This window comes from Enterococcus sp. DIV0876 (genome assembly GCF_050529585.1).
GTDB lineage: Bacteria > Bacillota > Bacilli > Lactobacillales > Enterococcaceae > Enterococcus_D.
This window is the reverse complement of record NZ_CP172882.1, coordinates 330,614-347,439: the sequence shown is the minus strand read 5'-3', so window position 1 is coordinate 347,439 and position 16,826 is coordinate 330,614. Positions and strand designations below refer to the sequence as shown.

Below are 16,826 nucleotides of genomic sequence, written 5' to 3'. Positions count from 1 at the left end.
ATCATAAGAAATGTTTACGCCCCTGAACATTCTTATGCCGATATTTTACTAGTTGTGGTACACTTTATAAGGAATGAAATTTATATGTTTCAGTATTATTTACATAGTAGGAGGAGTCACATCATCAATGATTACAATGGATGATATTATTCGCGAAGGCAATCCGACTTTACGCGAAATAGCCAAAGAAGTACCTTTTCCCTTAAGCGATGAAGATATCGCATTAGGAAAAGACATGATGACATTTTTAGAAAACAGCCAAGATCCCATCAAAGCAGAAGAACTTGAATTGCGGGGCGGGGTTGGATTGGCTGCCCCACAATTGGATATCTCAAAGCGCATCACTGCCGTTTTGGTCCCTAGCAGCGATCCAGAGAACCCTGAACCAGAGTTTAAAGATGTGTTGTATAACCCCAAAATTTTGAGCCACTCGGTCCAAGAAGCTTGCTTAGGCGAAGGAGAAGGTTGCTTGTCTGTTGATCGCGAAGTGCCTGGTTATGTCGTTCGTCACGCACGCATCACGATCAGTTACTACGACATGAATGGCACGAAGAAAAAAGTACGTCTGAAAAACTATCCAGCCATCGTCATTCAACATGAGATCGACCATCTAAATGGCGTGATGTTCTATGACCATATCAATGAAAAAAATCCTTTCTCATTAAAAGAAGGTATCTTAGTGATCGATTGATCGCGCAGCACAAAAAGCCGCAACCATTAAAATGGATTGCGGCTTTTTTGTTTCTAAACTAAATTTAATTGCCTTTTGCCAACTGCACTTGGTGCTCTGCTTTGATCTTGGCTAATAATTCTGGCTGTTGGAATAAATCCAATGCCGTCAATGCCAACAATTCGGCTGCGACGGCAATCGATTGCAACCCCTTGTCACTTTTGGCAGCTGCTTTAAATTCTTCTGAATGGCCAGCAATATAGTCATCTGAGATTGATACCGTTGGTTGGATCGTTGGGATGACTTGACTGACATTTCCTACATCAGAAGAACCTAAACTTGTTTTAGCTTCAGTATCGATTTCAGCTTCTGGCACCCCTGCTTCAGTCGCGTGGGCAAAGAAAATCTCATCAAAGCTTGGCGTCACGATCACGTCATCCACAGAATTTTGGAACAAACCGAAATCATATGTCGTACCTGTCGCTAATGCCGCGCCTTTGACAATGTTTTCCACTTTTTCATAGACTTCATTCAAGGTTGCACGATTGCTGGCCCGTAAATAGAAGCGACCTGCTGCATATTCAGGCACCACATTGGCAGCAACCCCACCATCAGTGATCACACCATGGATATTGACATCTTTTGGCAGGTGTAAACGCAAGCCGTTGATTCCATTAAAGACTTGGATCAACGCTTCTAAGGCATTGATGCCTTTTTCTGGTGCAGCAGCTGCATGAGAAGCCCGTCCATAGAATTTGATATCAACGGGATCATTGGCCAATGAAGCAGTTGTTTTGCCATACCGATGCGCAGGGTGGACACAGAGCGCTGCATCGACATCATCAAAAAATCCTTCACGGACAAAACTGCCTTTTGCTGACCCATTTTCACCGCCTTCTTCGCCAGGCGTACCATAGACGCGAATCTCGCCGCCGATCTCATCGACAAATGCTTGCAACGCACTTGCAGCCAACACAGAATAGGTGCCAAACAAGTTGTGTCCACAAGCGTGTCCAATGCCCGGCAACGCATCAAATTCTGCAAGAAACGCGATCACAGGCCCTGGTTTGCTGCTTTGGTATCGGGCATCAAAGCCCGTTCGATGACCTGCGACATCTTTTTTCACAGTGAATCCTTCTTTTTCAAGTTGTGCGATCAATGCATCTGAAGAATAAAACTCATAATTGCTGACTTCAGGGTGGGCATGGATATCTAGTGCTAGTGCTTGATATTCCGGTAATCGTTCTTGAATAAATGTTTTGATCGTTGTATTTTTTGTGGTTGTTGCGACTGTCATAATCAAATCTCTCCTTTTCATCGTTCCTGTACTCATTCCTGTTTTTTGTGTAGTGCTCATTCGCTGGCTATTTCACGCCGAAGGTTTCCCATGCTGGTACACTTGAGCCTTTTGAGGTTTCTTCGATCACTTTTTTCGTTTCATCCGTTTGATAAGCTGCAACCACTTTTTGATAGACTTCGTTGTCTTCATCTTCTTTGCGGGCAGCAATAATGTTTACGTAAGGACGGGCAGTGTCATCTACTGGCTCTAAGAAAATCGCATCTTCCGTTGGAACAAAACCAGCATCGACAGCCATTCCACTATTGATGACTGAGATATCAACGTCTGATAATGCTCTTGCCGTCTGTGCAGCATCTAATTCAGAGATATCTAAGTTTAGACTGTTTTCGGTAATATCTGCGACAGTAGGTGTTTGTCCAGCGGCTTCGTCCACCTTGATCAAACCAGCTGTTTGCAGCAACAACAATGCCCGACCACCGTTTGTGACATCGTTAGGGATGGCGACTTTGGCACCTTCCGTCAAATCTTTGACATCCGTGATTTTGTCGGAATAAATCCCCAATGGTGCATTGACGGTATTTCCGATCGAAACCAAATCTGTACCGAATTCTTCATTATAATTGTCTAAGAAAAATTGATGCTGAAACGAATTGAGATCGATCGATCCATCGGCTAACGCTTGGTTCGGTTGATTGTAATCAGAAAATTGCACGTATTCAAGATTGATCCCTTCCTCTTCCAGGCGTGCTTTGACGCTATCCCAGACATCAGTATCTGCACCGATCAACCCTAATTTCACGGTGACTTCTTCTTGTGAAGAATCGGTTGAAGCGCTGCTGCTGTTGCCACATCCGCTAAACAATAATAGTGCTGCCCCTAATACGACTGCTTGAATCCATTTTTTCATTCTTTCTTCCTCCATTGTATCGATAATTTTTTGAATCAATGTGACACACGTTTCACAAGAATATTGCTGACAAATTGACTGATGAAAACCAATACCAAAATGATCAATGTCGCCATGATCGTGACATCGCTTTGGAATCGATTGTAACCACGCGTGATTGCCAAATTGCCTAACCCGCCTGCACCAACTGCGCCAGCCATTGCAGTCAGACCAATGACATTGATGATCGTTAATGCGGACACGCGGATGATTCCCGCTAATCCTTCTGGCAAGTACACTCTGAAGATAATGCCGACAGGACTCGTCCCCATCGCTTCAGCTGCTTCAATGACGCCTGGATCAACTTCCAACAAAGCAATTTCGATCTGACGTGCAAAGAAAGGGATAATACCGGCAATCAATGGAACCAATGCGGCGGTTTCACCAATCGTGGTACCGACGATCAACCGGGTGAATGTGCCCAGCAAGGCCAATAAAATGATAAAAGGTATCGAACGTATGATATTGATCACTTTATCCAAAATCTCAAACAACCCGCGATTTTCTAAAATACCTCCTGGTCTTGTGACCACTAAGACAATACCTAGTAAAATACCCAAGATCCCGGCAATCAATGCTGTCCAAAACGTCATATACAACGTTTGGATCGTAGCGGTCACAAACTCATCTGAGATAGCTGCGACGTTTGGAAAATAACGTTCAAATAATGTCCCCATCTAAAATCCTCCTTCAATTACATTGTTCAATGGTTCTGCATGATTCTCTTTGATGATGTTGGTGTAAACACCTTGTTCTTTCAAATAAGCCAAAGCTCGTTTTCGTTGCTGATATTCTCCAGATAGACTCACAATCAAACTGCCGATCGGCACTTCTTGCAAAATCTCCACATTGCCATACAAAATATTGGTCGTGACTTTATAACGACTATACAATTGCGCAATGAGTGGTTCGTTGGTTTGATCCCCAACATAGGAAAGTTCTACCAGCCATTCGTTCGGCGCCAATGCAGAAAACTTGGTACTGCCTAAGATCGTTTCTAACGCTTGATCGATATGCGTCGCTGTCCGAATAAAATCTTTCGTCAAAGGTTTTTCTGGCTGACTGAAAATTTGGACGCTGGAACCTTGTTCAATCACTTCGCCATTTTCCATAACTGCCACTTTATTGCAAATTTCCTTGACGACTTGCATTTCGTGGGTAATGATCACGATCGTCAGACCTAACTTACGGTTCAATTTTTTGAGTAATGCCAAAATCTGTAAGGTGGTTTTAGGATCTAATGCACTCGTTGCTTCGTCGCAGAGCAGAATCTGCGGATCGTTGGCTAAAGCTCTCGCAATGGCGACCCGCTGTTTTTGCCCTCCAGATAATTGACTGGGAAACGCTTGGGCTTTTTCTTCCAATCCAACAAGTGCCAATAATTCTGTCACTTTTTGACGACGTTCCTGTTTGGATCTGCCTGCATATTTCAGCGAGAAATCCACGTTGTCAAAAACATTGCGACTGTCCATCAAGTTGAAGTGCTGAAAGATCATCCCGATCGTTTTCCTTTTTTCACGCAATGCTTTTGCAGATAATGTTGTCAGATCCGTCCCATCTACAACGACTTGTCCTTGCGTGGGTCGCTGCAAGAGATTGATTACCCGTACCAAGGTACTTTTCCCCGCACCTGAATAACCAACAATTCCGTAGACATCCCCTTTATCCACTTCTAATGAAACATCTCTGACTGCTTGGATCGCAGTTTTTTTCGGTTGATTGAATGTAACTGATATATCTTTTAACGAAATCATATGTTTCCTCCTCCTACTGTCCTGTTTAAGCAAAAAAAGCGTCCTCAAGCAAACCACCAATTGATTTGCTTGAGGACGCCTTTTTGCGTGTTACCACCTCTGTTCAAGCCTTGTTCACACAAGACTCCTTTTCAAGTACTTTCATACTCTAGCCTGATAACGGTCGCTGCCGTCGCCGCCTTGCAATTATCTGCTCGGGACGAATCACTCCTTGGCCATTTTCTATCCGTGTTTTTTTGCTTCTTTTCAGCTGCCGAAGCTCTCTGTTAAAAAAACTGCCGTATATACTTACCAATTCATTGTGTTTGATCCTATTTGTTTGGTTGCTGTTTTTTTGTACAAAAAAAGTCCTTTTACTAGCATAAGCTAATAAAAGGACGAATATTCGCGGTACCACCTTTTGTTTGGAAAGTTGCCTTTCCCTTTGACCCAACATCTGACAAAACAGAGATTGGCGCTCATGCTATCGGTCGAGCTGTCCGTGATTGCCTACTTATCGACAATCAATCCTCCAAGGCCATTGTTCAACGCTTCTGACTTAACTCTTTCCACCAAACAGAGTCTCTCTTTGAAGTTTCGACGCTTACTTTCCTCATCAACGAATCTATTTATTCTTGTTGTCATGTACTTTACTGGAAAAAAAGCAGCTTGTCAACTGCAAAAAACATTTTTTTATTTCCGAGACAACACTTGTGCATAACGACCTTGCCAGATGCCTTCATACCAATCAATGATTGCAGCCGCTGATAATCCATTGCTAGGGTAGGTACTTGTGGCTTGCGTGTATACCATATTTTCATAGCCCAAGCCATGGGCAAATTTCATCGTACCATCTATACAATACTCGGTTTGGGCGCCCACAAATTCAATTTTTTTGACACCTAAATCAACCAGTGTTTCTTGCAAATTTGTATGAAAAAAACTATTGGCATGGGTCTTTCGAATAGACGTATCTGTCGGTGCATGATGCAGATCGGGATGCAGCTGCCACGACGTTGTTCCATAAATCAGCCCTTCATCTTCATGTTGAACAAAAATGATTGGCCGCGCAGCTGCACGATAACGATCGATTCTTTGATTCACAAAAGTCAGTAATTCCTGCAGATGATCGAGGATTGATCCATTTTCGCTGCAGACCCCATTTTGCAGATCAATCACCAACAATACCTCTGCCATACACGCACACCTAGTTTTGATAAAGCATGCCTTCTTCCTTCAGTAATGCTTTGGCTTTCGTCAAATCAGCTGCGTCTTGATACCTCAAGGTATGCAGATGGATGCCATTCGTCAAATCTGACAATAAGCGCGCCTCTGCATGCCGCGTTCTCGTCATAAAATCCGTCACGTCTTGCGCCGTTTGGATACGCAGGCTGCCAGTTAATTCACCATAGATATCATGTTCAACGATCACATCTAATACTTCTAGATTGCAAGCAACAAAAAGCCTTAATTCTGCTTCTGTTTGTTCTGGCGTATGCTGAACAGCGATTTTTGTGACGTTCCCTTCTGTTGACATCAAGGCTTGCAGACGATAGCCTCTTGCAGTGGCTACGATGTCTTCACCAGCTGCGCGCATCAGGGCGATATCACCGACAATGATTTGCCGACTGACACCTAATGATTGCGCCAACTTACTGGCGCTGATGGCTTTGTCTGCCTTTTGCAAAACCATTAAAATGTGGTTGCGTCTAGTCGTACCATCCATTGATCATTCCTCCATTCTTTGGTTTTGGTACGTTTTTGAATGGGCCATGATCGATTCAAAAGAGGCAACGATCGTGTCTTCAAATGCCTTGTTTGATACTGCTTGACGAACATTTTCCAACACCTTGGCCTCCCGATTCTCGTCTAAGATCGGTGTTTGGGTCGTTTTTTTGACTTGTACGATCTCGTTGACTGTGGTCATACGTTTTTCTAATAAGTGCGTGATTTGCCAATCGATTTGATCGATTTCTTGACGTAATCCGTGCAATGGATCTACAGATTCTGTTTCATTCAAATCAATCGTTTTAATGACGCGGGCTGGGTTGCCGGCAATCACGACATTATCAGGAAATGATTTGGTCACGACACTGCCTGCACCGACAACGACATTGTTGCCCAATCGAACCCCAGGCACGATCGTAGCGGCTCCACCGATCCACACATTGTCACCAATCACGATAGGGGCACCCAATTCTAGCCCACTATTGCGCTTGACAGGATGTAGGGGGTGCGTTGCGGTAAACAAACGAACATTAGGGGCAAACATACAGTTGTCGCCAATAGTGATTGGGCAAACATCTAGCAGGATACAATCATAATTGGCATAAAAGTTTTTGCCAACTGAAATGTTGTAGCCATAATCAAAACGCACATTAGGCTCGACGTGAATACGACCGCTGACTGAACCAAAGGTTTCTTTCAGCAACTGCTCTTTGATTTTTTCATCCGTTTCTTGATTGATCAAGTTCATTTGCTCGCGGGCGTATTTCCGATCTGCAGTCAATTCTGGATCTGGTGCAAAATATAGCTCGCCAGCAATCATTTTTTCTTTTTCTGTCCGTTCTGTCATTGATTTTCCTCCGTTATATGCCCATTGTTCATGTTCTTCAATGGCTGATTTTTGTTCAAACTAAAGCAAAGACCGTTTCCCCTCGTGCCAAGACCTGGTCAGCAGTGATTCCTCTGATTGGGGTCTCGTTGATCACCAACACTGAAGGGGTCTGTTGATATTGGATCAGTCCCGCAAATGGATAAACTTGCAGCGAGGTACCTACGACAACCAGTAATTCAGCTTGGGCCACAGCAGTGATCGCAGCTTCGATTTGCGCGTCTGCAAACCCTTCTTCATAAAGCACGATATCCGGGCGAATCTGTCCCCCGCACCCTTGATGATGCCAATCCTTCAGATAAGCTTCCCACGGCACATTCTGACCGCATCTTCTGCAATAACAGTGATACAAGCTGCCATGAAAATCGATGCAATGTTGGCTGCCAGCTTTTTTATGAAGACCATCAATATTTTGCGAAACTACCCAGACAGGTCGGGTCTTTTCTAAATCTGCGATTTTCTGATGGATCACATTTGGTTGGGCATCTGGATGATATAAATGTTGAACGAATCGATAAAAGGTATCAGGCTCATTGACCATGCATGTATGACTCAATAAGTATTCGGGTTCCTGAATCCCTTGATATACTCCTTTTAATGAGCGATAATCGGGGATGCCTGAAGGCGTTGAAACCCCTGCACCTGTCAAAAAAGTACAGCTGCTAGCTTCACGAATCCGTTTAGCGGCAGTTTGGCTATCCATAAGACTCCTTCTTTCTCCCATCATTTTTGGCTGTGGGTTGGCTATGTATGTATCCTAGTATACCATTTTACACCGGATAATCACTAGCTTTCTCCGAGGATAGGACAGAGACCATGGCGCGATTTTTGCTGAACATCGCCCTTAATTTCTTACACGCTTATTTTCTTTTGCCTGATGGCTCTATCTCTTGCAACAAGATTTTTCTTTTGCATTTTTTGTCCTTGGCTTAAGATGACGTGCAAGCAAATTTCGATGGAAGCGGAAACTTCCATGACTTTTTAAACAAAACATGGTAAACTATTCACGAATTAAAGTGAGGTGAAATACATTGGTAGCATTTCTTATTTATTGGGCAATGATCATCATCAGTTTTGGTTGGTTAGCAGTCAGCTTGTACTTCTCTATTTTCTATTTGGCACGCAAAGAAAACGGAAATTTATGGGCCTTTGGTTTATTAAATGTCATTACAGCTATTATTCAAGCAATCGTTCTTGTGGTCTATCGTACTTTGGGCCAAGATTGGGGCGTCACACAATATTCAAGTTTGATTTATTTGGTACTTGGTTTATTGTTGGGATTAACTGTCATTCAAGCTGTTTTGGGTCGCGAACCAAAAGCAAAAGTAGCTTAATCAACGTTTTCTCACATGCAAAAACGGCCTGGTCTTTCTTTTTCGGAAAGATAATGGTCGTTTTTTTGTTAAAAAGAATTGACATTCCCGCGAAATTCTTCTAAACTCTGATAAGAATCAAATTAAATACGAGTCCCTTTAACATTTAGGTAGAGGTCGCGAGGTTCATTAATCCTGCTGAGTGAAGCAACACGTTTACAGCAGAGCTAGGGAACATCGCCGAAACAAAGTTGATTTTGCTTGAATCATTTTGTTGGGCCGCAAATGAACAATTTGCGGACTGTCTTAGCTTCGCTAAGTTGCGCTATGTTTTGTGAAAGGTTTGTCGACAAAGACCTGTCCACAGCCGTTTTCCAATCATGGAGTACGGCTGTTTTTTGTGCTTTTTCACCCGTGCCTGCCTGTTTTGCTCGTGAAAGGAAGAAAAAAAATGAAAAAACATTATTGGATTTGGGCATTATTTGCCCTCTGTTTGTCATTTGGCCAGTGGGTCTCTGTTGCTGCGGATGAACAAACACCCGCTGATCAATTCCGGGTTGGGATGGAAGCAGGTTATGCTCCTTTCAACTGGACCCAAACAACGGATGCCAACGGTGCTGTTCCTATCTCAGGTGAAGAAGGATCAGCTTATGCTGGCGGGTACGATGTACAGATCGCCAAGAAAATCGCCGAAGGTCTTGGCAAAGAATTGGTGATTGTGAAAACCCAATGGGATGGCCTAGCACCCGCCTTGCAATCAGGAACCATTGATGCGGTGATTGCCGGGATGTCCCCAACCGCTGAACGTCGCGAACAAATCGACTTTACTGATCCCTACTATGAATCAGATTTAGTCGTAGTAGTGCGCAAAGATGGCGACTTTGCAGATGCCAGCAGTTTGGCAGATTTATCTGGTGCCAAAATCACAGCGCAATTGAATACCTTCCATTACACGGTGATCGATCAAATCCCAGAGGTGGAAAAAGAACAAGCCATGCGTGATTTTTCATCCATGCGCGTGGCATTGGCTTCTGGTATTATCGACGGTTATGTCAGTGAACGACCAGAAGGCGTGACTGCCGTAGGTGCCAATCCAGATTTGAAAATGATTGAATTTGGCGATGGCGAAGGATTTGAAACGAATCCTGAAGACGTCCAAGTGGCCGTCGGGATGCGCAAAGGTGATAGTGATGTAGCAGCAGTCAACCAGATTTTAGCTGGTATTTCTCAAGAAGAACGTACAGATTTGATGGATCAAGCCATCGTACAACAACCAGCGGATGCCAGTGGCGAAACTGCCGACCAAGGCTTAGTTGCTGATTTCAAAAAAATCATTGATGATTACGGCATGTTGTTCTTGCGTGGCGCTGGTTTAACTTTATTCATCGCCATCGTATCAACTGCTATCGGCTTGCTGATTGGTTTATTGGTCGGTGTTTTCCGCACATTGCCATTATCAGAAAATCCTGTTAGTCGTTTCTTGCAACGGATCGTTAATGGCCTACTGACGATTTACATCGAGGTCTTTCGCGGAACACCTATGATGGTTCAAGCAATGGTCATCTTTTATGGTACAGCATTGGCTTTCGGCGTATCAATGAACCGGACGCTCGCTGCGCTATTGATCGTTTCCATCAATACTGGCGCGTATATGTCTGAAATCGTACGTGGTGGGATCTTTGCTGTGGATGATGGACAATTTGAAGCGGCACAAGCCATTGGGATGACCCATTGGCAAACAATGGTCAAAGTGGTCTTGCCGCAAGTCATGCGTAACATTTTGCCAGCCACAGGGAATGAGATCATTATCAATATCAAAGATACAGCCGTCTTAAGTGTTATCAGTGTGGCAGACTTGTTCTTCCAAGGAACATCCGCTGCAGGAACCAACTTCCAGTATTTCCAAACATTTGCCATCATCGGCGTCATCTATCTTGTCTTAACGATCACTGCGACTCAAATCTTGCGGTTCGTTGAACGCAAAATGGACGGGCCAAGCGCATATGTGAAACTGGAAGATATCAATCCAAATCAATAAGGAGGAAGAACATGTCAGCAATCATTGAAATCAACCGTTTGAAAAAAAGTTTTGGCGACAACGAAGTCCTAAAAGATATAAGTTTGTCTGTCAACAAAGGTGAAGTCGTGACGATCATTGGTTCTTCCGGTTCCGGAAAATCAACGTTGCTTCGTTGTATCAATCTATTAGAAAAACCAACCAGCGGCGAAATCGTTTATCTCGGAGAGAATGTCTTAGAAAAAGGCTACGATCTACCGAAATACCGCACCCACTTAGGGATGGTGTTCCAATCTTTCAACCTATTCAATAATATGAATGTCTTAGAAAATTGCGTCACTGGTCAAATCACTGTTTTAAAACGTGACCGTAAGGAAGCGGAATCTGTGGCCAAAGAAAATCTGGAGAAAGTTGGAATGGCACAATACAGCAACGCCAAACCTTCTCAACTGTCTGGCGGACAAAAACAGCGTGTAGCTATTGCCAGAGCATTATCGATGAATCCAGATGTGATGCTGTTTGATGAACCAACTTCTGCCCTTGATCCAGAAATGGTTGGGGAAGTATTAAAAACAATGAACACGTTGGCCCACACAGGTTTAACGATGGTCATTGTGACCCACGAAATGGGTTTTGCCAAAGAAGTTTCTGACCGTGTGATCTTTATGGATAAAGGGGTCATCGCAGAACAAGGTACACCGGAAGATATCTTCGTTCATCCACAAGAACAACGAACCCAAGAGTTCCTTTCACGGGTACTCAATTAAACGCTATGCTTAAAAAACGCACATCCCTTGTAATGACTTGTGATTCCATTGACCAAGGCAATCAAGGGATTGTTGCGTTTTTTTTACTAGATACTGACAATAAAATGCGTTATTTAATACATTATTATCTTAAAGTATTGCTTTTTACAGAAAGTTTTGTTACTTTTTTTAAAACTATGGAATTATAGGAGTCTTTTATTATGGAAAAGAAGTTACGTTTTAAAGATTATCTTTTTGTTGGATCAATGTTGTTTGGTATGTTTTTTGGTGCGGGAAACCTGATTTTCCCTGTTCATATGGGACAAGAAGCTGGTGCCAATGTAGGGTTGGCCAATCTCGGCTTTTTGGCAACAGGAATCGGCTTGCCTTTCCTGGGGGTTATCGCAATCGGTCTTTCTCAAAGCAGCGGCGTTTTTGAACTAGCTGCTCGAATCAATCGTCGTTATGCAATGATTTTTACCGTCTTGTTGTATTTGGTGATTGGCCCGTTCTTTGCATTGCCTCGTTTGGCCACGACTTCTTATGAGATTGGTTTAGCACCACATGTACCCTCAAGTCTAAATACACTGCTGTTGGCCTTGTTCTCTTGTTTGTTCTTCGCAGCTGCTTGGTGGTTTTCTCGTAAACCCAGCAAAATCTTAGATTATGTCGGTAAATTTTTGAACCCGTTATTTTTGGTCTTATTGGGGGTTTTGCTGCTCTTTGTTTTCCTAAAACCATTAGGGACAGTTAGTGATATCACGGTTCAAGCCAATTACCAAAGCGATGCTTTCTTTACTGGTTTTACCAATGGGTATAATACCTTAGACGCACTTGCTTCTTTGGCCTTTGGTATCATTATTGTTTCAACGATTCGCAATATGGGTGTCGAAAAACCAGCCGCTATTGCAAAAGACACCATCGTATCTGGTTCTGTTAGTATTGTCTTGATGGGGATCATTTACACACTGCTTGCATATATGGGCGCAATGAGTGTCGGACAATTCCCGATCAGCGCAAACGGCGGCATTGCATTGGCACAAATCGCCAATCATTATCTAGGCACTTTAGGCAGTCTGTTGTTAGCCGTGATCGTCATCTTGGCTTGTTTAAAAACGGCGATTGGTTTGATCACTGCTTTCTCAGAAACGTTTGTTGGCCTATTTCCAAAGCAAAGTTATGCGTTCTTTATTGGATTGGCTAGTATCTTGCCAGCAATTTTTGCGAATGTCGGTTTGACCAAAATCATTGAATTTTCAACCCCTGTTTTGATGTTTATCTATCCATTGGCTATCACGTTGATTCTTCTGGCCATCATTAGCCCATTATTCCGGCATCGTGCCAGCGTTTATCGCATGACGACTTACTTCACGTTGATTGCAGCTATCATCGATGGATTGAATGCCAGTCCAGCGTTGATCAAAGACACAACATTCGTCCAATCGATCCTTCGACTTGCTGAGAACTATCTACCCTTTTTCCAGATTGGTATGGGGTGGGTAACACCGGCGATCATCGGTTTTATTCTGGGTTTATGTTGGACATGGTACAAAAAAGATCCTGCCGAAGCAAAAATCAGCTAAAATATGCAAAAATATCCTACTTTTTCTTAAAAGGTAGGATACTTTTTTGCATAAAAGACTGACAGGTGGCAAAAAAAAAGATACAATAGAGCCACAAAGGAGGATACTTATGTTTTACGAAGAACTTATGATGGACCCGCAAACATTAATCAAATTTAAAATATTCCGGCGTATGCTGACTCTGCAAAATCCTAGCCACCCTATTGCTCAATTGGCTAAGGAAATGGAGTTGAGCTACCAACAAGCTTTTATCGAGTTGACTGAGATCGACCAAGATCTAAATGAGTTAACTCCAGATCACATGTCGATACTCGGCCGCGGCGGTAAACTGCAGCCCCAGAATATCGCGGTAACGATCGATGAGTATCGCTTCTATTTATTAAATAAAAGCGTGCCGTTCTTATATGTTCTTTACATGCTGAATGAAGAAAATCCTACGATCACTGATTTTTGTGAAAAATATGATGTCAGCCGTTCAACAGTCTCCCGAAAATTTGAAAAACTAAAAACGCACTTAAAACAATTCCAGTTACGCTTTACCTATACCGAATCGAACTTGGTCGGCGATGAACGCTTGGTCCGTTTGTCCTTATTCAATATCATTTGGCTGGGTGTCAGAGGGATCGAATGGCCTTTTGCCCTTCCGGAAGCTGAAGCCGAAGCAATGGTCGAAGAATTCAGCGATTATTTCCCAATGACCCATTCTTACTTAGGTCGATTAGAATTAAAATATTTTGCAGCTCTGGTTTTATTGCGTATCAAAAAAGAAAATTATGCGAAATACGACAAACGCTATAACTTCTTGATGAAAAACAACCGTTATTTGGACTTTGACCGCTTGAAAACATTCCTTGGTAACCAGTTTGATTTAACTGATAAACAATGGAAAGGCGAATCCGGCTTTATTTATTTACTGGCACAAATGTTTCCATTCTATTTATCAACAAATGAACCTGCTTTACAGCAGACACTGCAATTTTTTGCTGATAAGAAAAATCCGATTTATCCATTGGTCTGCGATTTGTTGGTAGAGATGAAAGAAACTTTCTTTGCCTCTCAACCAAGTCTTTTGGACGAACCACTGATTATTGGTAATCTAATCAATGTGACCTTTGGCAATTATATTTTCCGGCAACCATTTCCAAATATTTACCGTTTGTTAAATCCAGCTATCAATCGTGGTGCTGCTGAAGCACAACTTCAAGCAAAAATCAGTGCCTTTTTGACGAGTTATCGCGAAGAAGGCTCGGTTGATTACTTAAATGACGAAAATCAAGAACAAATGGCAATCATGTATACCCATACCCTACTGCCATTTTATGATCAAATCCGCTATTCTAATCGCCTGATTGTCGGTGTCGCATTAGAAGACAACTTTTTGTTGGTCCAAGGCTTATCACAATTCTTGCATGACCTGACCTTTGTATCAGCAGAACCTTACGATCAAAGTCAACTGGAAAAATATGATGTCGTGATCAGTTCAAGTCAGTTATTGAAAAAATTAAATCCTGATACTGCAAGTTATTTATGGGATTATGCTTCAGACGATCGTCAGTATATTGATTTGTATCGTTCCTTGAAGAATCACTTTGATGAAAAGAACTTGGCCCTGTAACACAATCGTCATGGCTTCTTAAGAACTTCCGAAAAGTTTTGTCACAAAATATTCATATTTAAGCCGTATACTATATGTATACCAACAAACAACCCTAACTAACACTTTTTCATTTTTAACTCCTTCCCACCGGCCACCCACCGGTGGGTGTTTTTTGTTCTTTTACTTTTAATGGAGGTATTTATATTCTTAAACACTTCCCAATCTTTTCTCCACAAAAAATTCACATTTTCTGGGTATAGTATATTCATACCAACAAACAACCCTAACTAACACTTTTCATTTTTACTCCTAGCCTGTCAGCCACCCACTGACAGGCTCCTTTTTTTGTCGTATACTGAAACAAAAAGGGGTATTCAAATGACAAACGAATTATCCGCCGTTGACCAGTATATCAATCATGCACCAGCAAATCGGCAAGAAATCTTACGGACTGTCCGACAAAAGATTTTAGCTGTTTTGCCCCAAGCAACAGAAAAAATCAGTTATCAGATGCCTACTTACCACTATCATGAAAATGTCGTTCATTTCGCATATGCCAAGAATCATTTAGGTTTCTATCCTACACCTGATGCCATTCAACATTTTGCACATGAACTCGCTCCTTACAAAACCAGTAAAGGTGCTGTCCAGTTTCCTTTCGACCAACCCATCCCTTACCAACTGATCCAAGATATCACAGCTTGGCGCCTGTCCATGATTGCAGCTGCCCACAACGAAAACTACGCATAACCCCAAAAGAACCTGTCATTCATCGACAGGTTCTTTTGGGGTTATCACTTTCTTGGCACTGGGTTTGGTATTCAATGTACTGACTTTCAATATCTGACTTAAAGGAATGATCCGCAGCTGTTGTCGGTTATTTTGCAACTTCAAAACGACTTGCTCTTTTGCGACCGTCTTACCTACGATCCAGCCGGTAACGGTTTCAAATTCACCTAATTTCTCCGCCTTGACTTGCAACACGACCAGATACTTGGCAGTCGCAGCTTCTTGCAGCAAACGCCTGGTTTCCCGCATCTTCTCCGTTTGATTCTTCTTGTCTGCATCATCACTGAAAAACGTATCCAGTAAAGTGGTGGATGTCATCACAATGAGTTTGCCTAGTTTCTTGATAGGCGATGGTTTCTTTTCCATTGGACTTTCCTTTCTGCACGATACCGAGGCAAAAGACCACACATACGTTCGCATTTATTACTTTTATTTTACCAAATTTATTCAAAAAAACAAGAGGAACATCCTTTATTCATGTTCCCTAATTACTGTTAGCCAATAAGGCAGTCCTGTTTGAATCAAGCGATACGTTTCTTCAAAATCCCCCGTGTAATATGGATCAGGAATTTCCGCATCTTGCAACTCAGGTACGACGCTCAAATAAGCACGGATCTTGTCTTGGCAATTTTCTGGCGCCCGCTTTAACAAGTCAGCTACATTCTGATGGTCCATGCCGATGATCCAATCAAACTGCTCAAAATCATCACGGGTCACTTGCCGAGAAACAAGCTTGTCGCTGGCAATTCCTTTTTGCGCCAATAGTTCTCGGGTTCCGGGATGAGCCGGATTGCCGACTTCCCAAGAACTAGTAGCTGCAGAATCGACTTGCCAATCCAAGCCTTGTGCTTGGACCTCTGTCTGGAATACTGCTTCTGCCATTGGCGAACGACAAATATTGCCTAAGCAAACGAAAAGTATTTTGGTCATGTTTTACTGCTCTCCTTGTTCATAAATTTGGTAAGAAAAAAACTCCACATCTTTGGCTAAACGAAATAATTGTGTGGCAATTTCCAATGGCGTGTCTGGAAAATCATGTCGCAGCCACGATTCTAAGATTCCACCACAACCATATGAAAAAAAGCGGCTGTAAAAGGCAATATCTTTGGTGGTCAATTGCTGGTCTGTATCCACCCCTTGGAATAAACGCTGAAATAAAGGCTCGGTTATATCAAAAAAGCTGTTCATCAAAATTTCACGATCATAGATGACTGACTTGCGATAAAAGTCAGGGGAGGCTTTCATTGCTTTTAACATGCGCAAAGCTGCTTCCTCCCAGTTATCCAAAGAAATATCTTCTGCCGTCAAAAAAATCAGTGCATCGTGATGGTATATCCACCGGATCAAGGACTTTTTATCAGCAAAATGATAGTAAAATGTTTGGCGGTTGATATCGGCCGCGGCTGCAATCTCTTGCACACTGATTTTACTGATTTCTTTCATTTGGCAAAGTTGCACCAATGATTGGCCAATAATGGCTTTGGTTTGATTGCTTTCGCCCATTGTGCACCTCTCTTC

18 protein-coding genes, 1 riboswitch and 2 other annotated features are annotated in these 16,826 nt (G+C 42.6%); of the genes, 7 read left to right on the top strand and 11 right to left on the bottom strand.

Going from position 1 to position 16,826, the window contains the following annotated elements:
- Positions 1 to 127 precede the first annotated feature (127 nt).
- The gene (gene def / locus IGI41_RS01725; RefSeq protein ID WP_430610926.1) at positions 128 to 691 is read left to right on the top strand and encodes a peptide deformylase; all 564 of its coding nucleotides are present in this window, start codon (positions 128 to 130) and stop codon (positions 689 to 691) included.
- A gap of 64 nt (positions 692 to 755) precedes the next feature.
- On the opposite strand, the gene IGI41_RS01720 is transcribed toward def, so the two are convergent.
- From IGI41_RS01720 to IGI41_RS01685, 8 genes are all read right to left on the bottom strand, one after another.
- Positions 756 to 1,967 carry a M20 family metallopeptidase gene (locus tag IGI41_RS01720; RefSeq protein ID WP_430610924.1) on the bottom strand — a complete coding sequence of 404 codons (1,212 nt, stop codon included), beginning with the start codon at positions 1,965 to 1,967 and terminating at the stop codon, positions 756 to 758.
- A gap of 67 nt (positions 1,968 to 2,034) precedes the next feature.
- On the bottom strand, positions 2,035 to 2,877 hold the full coding sequence (locus IGI41_RS01715) for a MetQ/NlpA family ABC transporter substrate-binding protein (protein WP_430610923.1): 843 nt from the start codon (positions 2,875 to 2,877) through the stop codon (positions 2,035 to 2,037).
- Positions 2,878 to 2,912: 35 nt separating this feature from the next.
- Positions 2,913 to 3,593, bottom strand: a complete 681-nt coding sequence (locus tag IGI41_RS01710) for a methionine ABC transporter permease (protein WP_430610922.1) — start codon at positions 3,591 to 3,593, stop codon at positions 2,913 to 2,915.
- Positions 3,594 to 4,670 (bottom strand): methionine ABC transporter ATP-binding protein, encoded by a 1,077-nt coding sequence (locus IGI41_RS01705; RefSeq protein WP_430610921.1) that lies wholly within the window; start codon positions 4,668 to 4,670, stop codon positions 3,594 to 3,596.
- 68 nt (positions 4,671 to 4,738) lie between these two features.
- Positions 4,739 to 4,979 (bottom strand) — a binding site (T-box leader).
- Positions 4,980 to 5,040: 61 nt separating this feature from the next.
- Positions 5,041 to 5,278 (bottom strand) — a binding site (T-box leader).
- Between the two features lie 64 nt (positions 5,279 to 5,342).
- A complete protein-coding gene (locus tag IGI41_RS01700; RefSeq protein WP_430610919.1) occupies positions 5,343 to 5,846 on the bottom strand; it encodes a cysteine hydrolase family protein in 504 nt (167 codons plus the stop codon).
- Positions 5,847 to 5,856: 10 nt separating this feature from the next.
- Complete coding sequence (locus IGI41_RS01695; RefSeq protein WP_430610918.1) at positions 5,857 to 6,375, bottom strand: 3H domain-containing protein; 519 nt, start codon at positions 6,373 to 6,375, stop codon at positions 5,857 to 5,859.
- Between the two features lie 3 nt (positions 6,376 to 6,378).
- Entirely contained in the window at positions 6,379 to 7,224 is an 846-nt protein-coding gene (locus tag IGI41_RS01690; protein WP_430610917.1) for a chorismate mutase, read from the bottom strand.
- A 55-nt stretch (positions 7,225 to 7,279) separates the two neighbouring features.
- Positions 7,280 to 7,966 carry an NAD-dependent protein deacylase gene (locus tag IGI41_RS01685; protein WP_430610916.1) on the bottom strand — a complete coding sequence of 229 codons (687 nt, stop codon included), beginning with the start codon at positions 7,964 to 7,966 and terminating at the stop codon, positions 7,280 to 7,282.
- A gap of 328 nt (positions 7,967 to 8,294) precedes the next feature.
- Between IGI41_RS01685 and IGI41_RS01680 the strand changes: the two genes are divergently transcribed.
- The 6 genes from IGI41_RS01680 to IGI41_RS01655 all read left to right on the top strand — a co-directional run bounded on the left by IGI41_RS01680 (position 8,295) and on the right by IGI41_RS01655 (position 15,269).
- Entirely contained in the window at positions 8,295 to 8,597 is a 303-nt protein-coding gene (locus tag IGI41_RS01680) for a hypothetical protein (RefSeq protein WP_430610915.1), read from the top strand.
- Between the two features lie 142 nt (positions 8,598 to 8,739).
- Positions 8,740 to 8,912: riboswitch (Lysine riboswitch) on the top strand.
- A gap of 115 nt (positions 8,913 to 9,027) precedes the next feature.
- Positions 9,028 to 10,614: an ABC transporter permease subunit gene (locus IGI41_RS01675; protein ID WP_430610912.1), complete on the top strand. Its 1,587-nt coding sequence runs from the start codon at positions 9,028 to 9,030 to the stop codon at positions 10,612 to 10,614.
- 11 nt (positions 10,615 to 10,625) lie between these two features.
- Positions 10,626 to 11,360, top strand: a complete 735-nt coding sequence (locus IGI41_RS01670) for an amino acid ABC transporter ATP-binding protein (protein ID WP_430610911.1) — start codon at positions 10,626 to 10,628, stop codon at positions 11,358 to 11,360.
- Between the two features lie 200 nt (positions 11,361 to 11,560).
- Positions 11,561 to 12,922, top strand: coding sequence for a branched-chain amino acid transport system II carrier protein (gene brnQ / locus IGI41_RS01665; RefSeq protein WP_430610909.1), 1,362 nt, complete (start codon positions 11,561 to 11,563; stop codon positions 12,920 to 12,922).
- A gap of 109 nt (positions 12,923 to 13,031) precedes the next feature.
- Positions 13,032 to 14,537 carry a helix-turn-helix domain-containing protein gene (locus tag IGI41_RS01660; RefSeq protein ID WP_430610907.1) on the top strand — a complete coding sequence of 502 codons (1,506 nt, stop codon included), beginning with the start codon at positions 13,032 to 13,034 and terminating at the stop codon, positions 14,535 to 14,537.
- Positions 14,538 to 14,897: 360 nt separating this feature from the next.
- Positions 14,898 to 15,269 (top strand): iron chaperone, encoded by a 372-nt coding sequence (locus tag IGI41_RS01655; RefSeq protein ID WP_430610906.1) that lies wholly within the window; start codon positions 14,898 to 14,900, stop codon positions 15,267 to 15,269.
- A gap of 15 nt (positions 15,270 to 15,284) precedes the next feature.
- Here the strand turns inward: IGI41_RS01655 and IGI41_RS01650 are convergent, their stop codons facing one another.
- From IGI41_RS01650 to IGI41_RS01640, 3 genes are all read right to left on the bottom strand, one after another.
- Positions 15,285 to 15,674, bottom strand: a complete 390-nt coding sequence (locus IGI41_RS01650) for a hypothetical protein (RefSeq protein ID WP_430610905.1) — start codon at positions 15,672 to 15,674, stop codon at positions 15,285 to 15,287.
- A 105-nt stretch (positions 15,675 to 15,779) separates the two neighbouring features.
- Positions 15,780 to 16,238 carry a low molecular weight protein-tyrosine-phosphatase gene (locus IGI41_RS01645; protein WP_430610904.1) on the bottom strand — a complete coding sequence of 153 codons (459 nt, stop codon included), beginning with the start codon at positions 16,236 to 16,238 and terminating at the stop codon, positions 15,780 to 15,782.
- A gap of 3 nt (positions 16,239 to 16,241) precedes the next feature.
- Entirely contained in the window at positions 16,242 to 16,811 is a 570-nt protein-coding gene (locus IGI41_RS01640; protein WP_430610903.1) for a TetR/AcrR family transcriptional regulator, read from the bottom strand.
- Positions 16,812 to 16,826 lie beyond the last annotated feature (15 nt).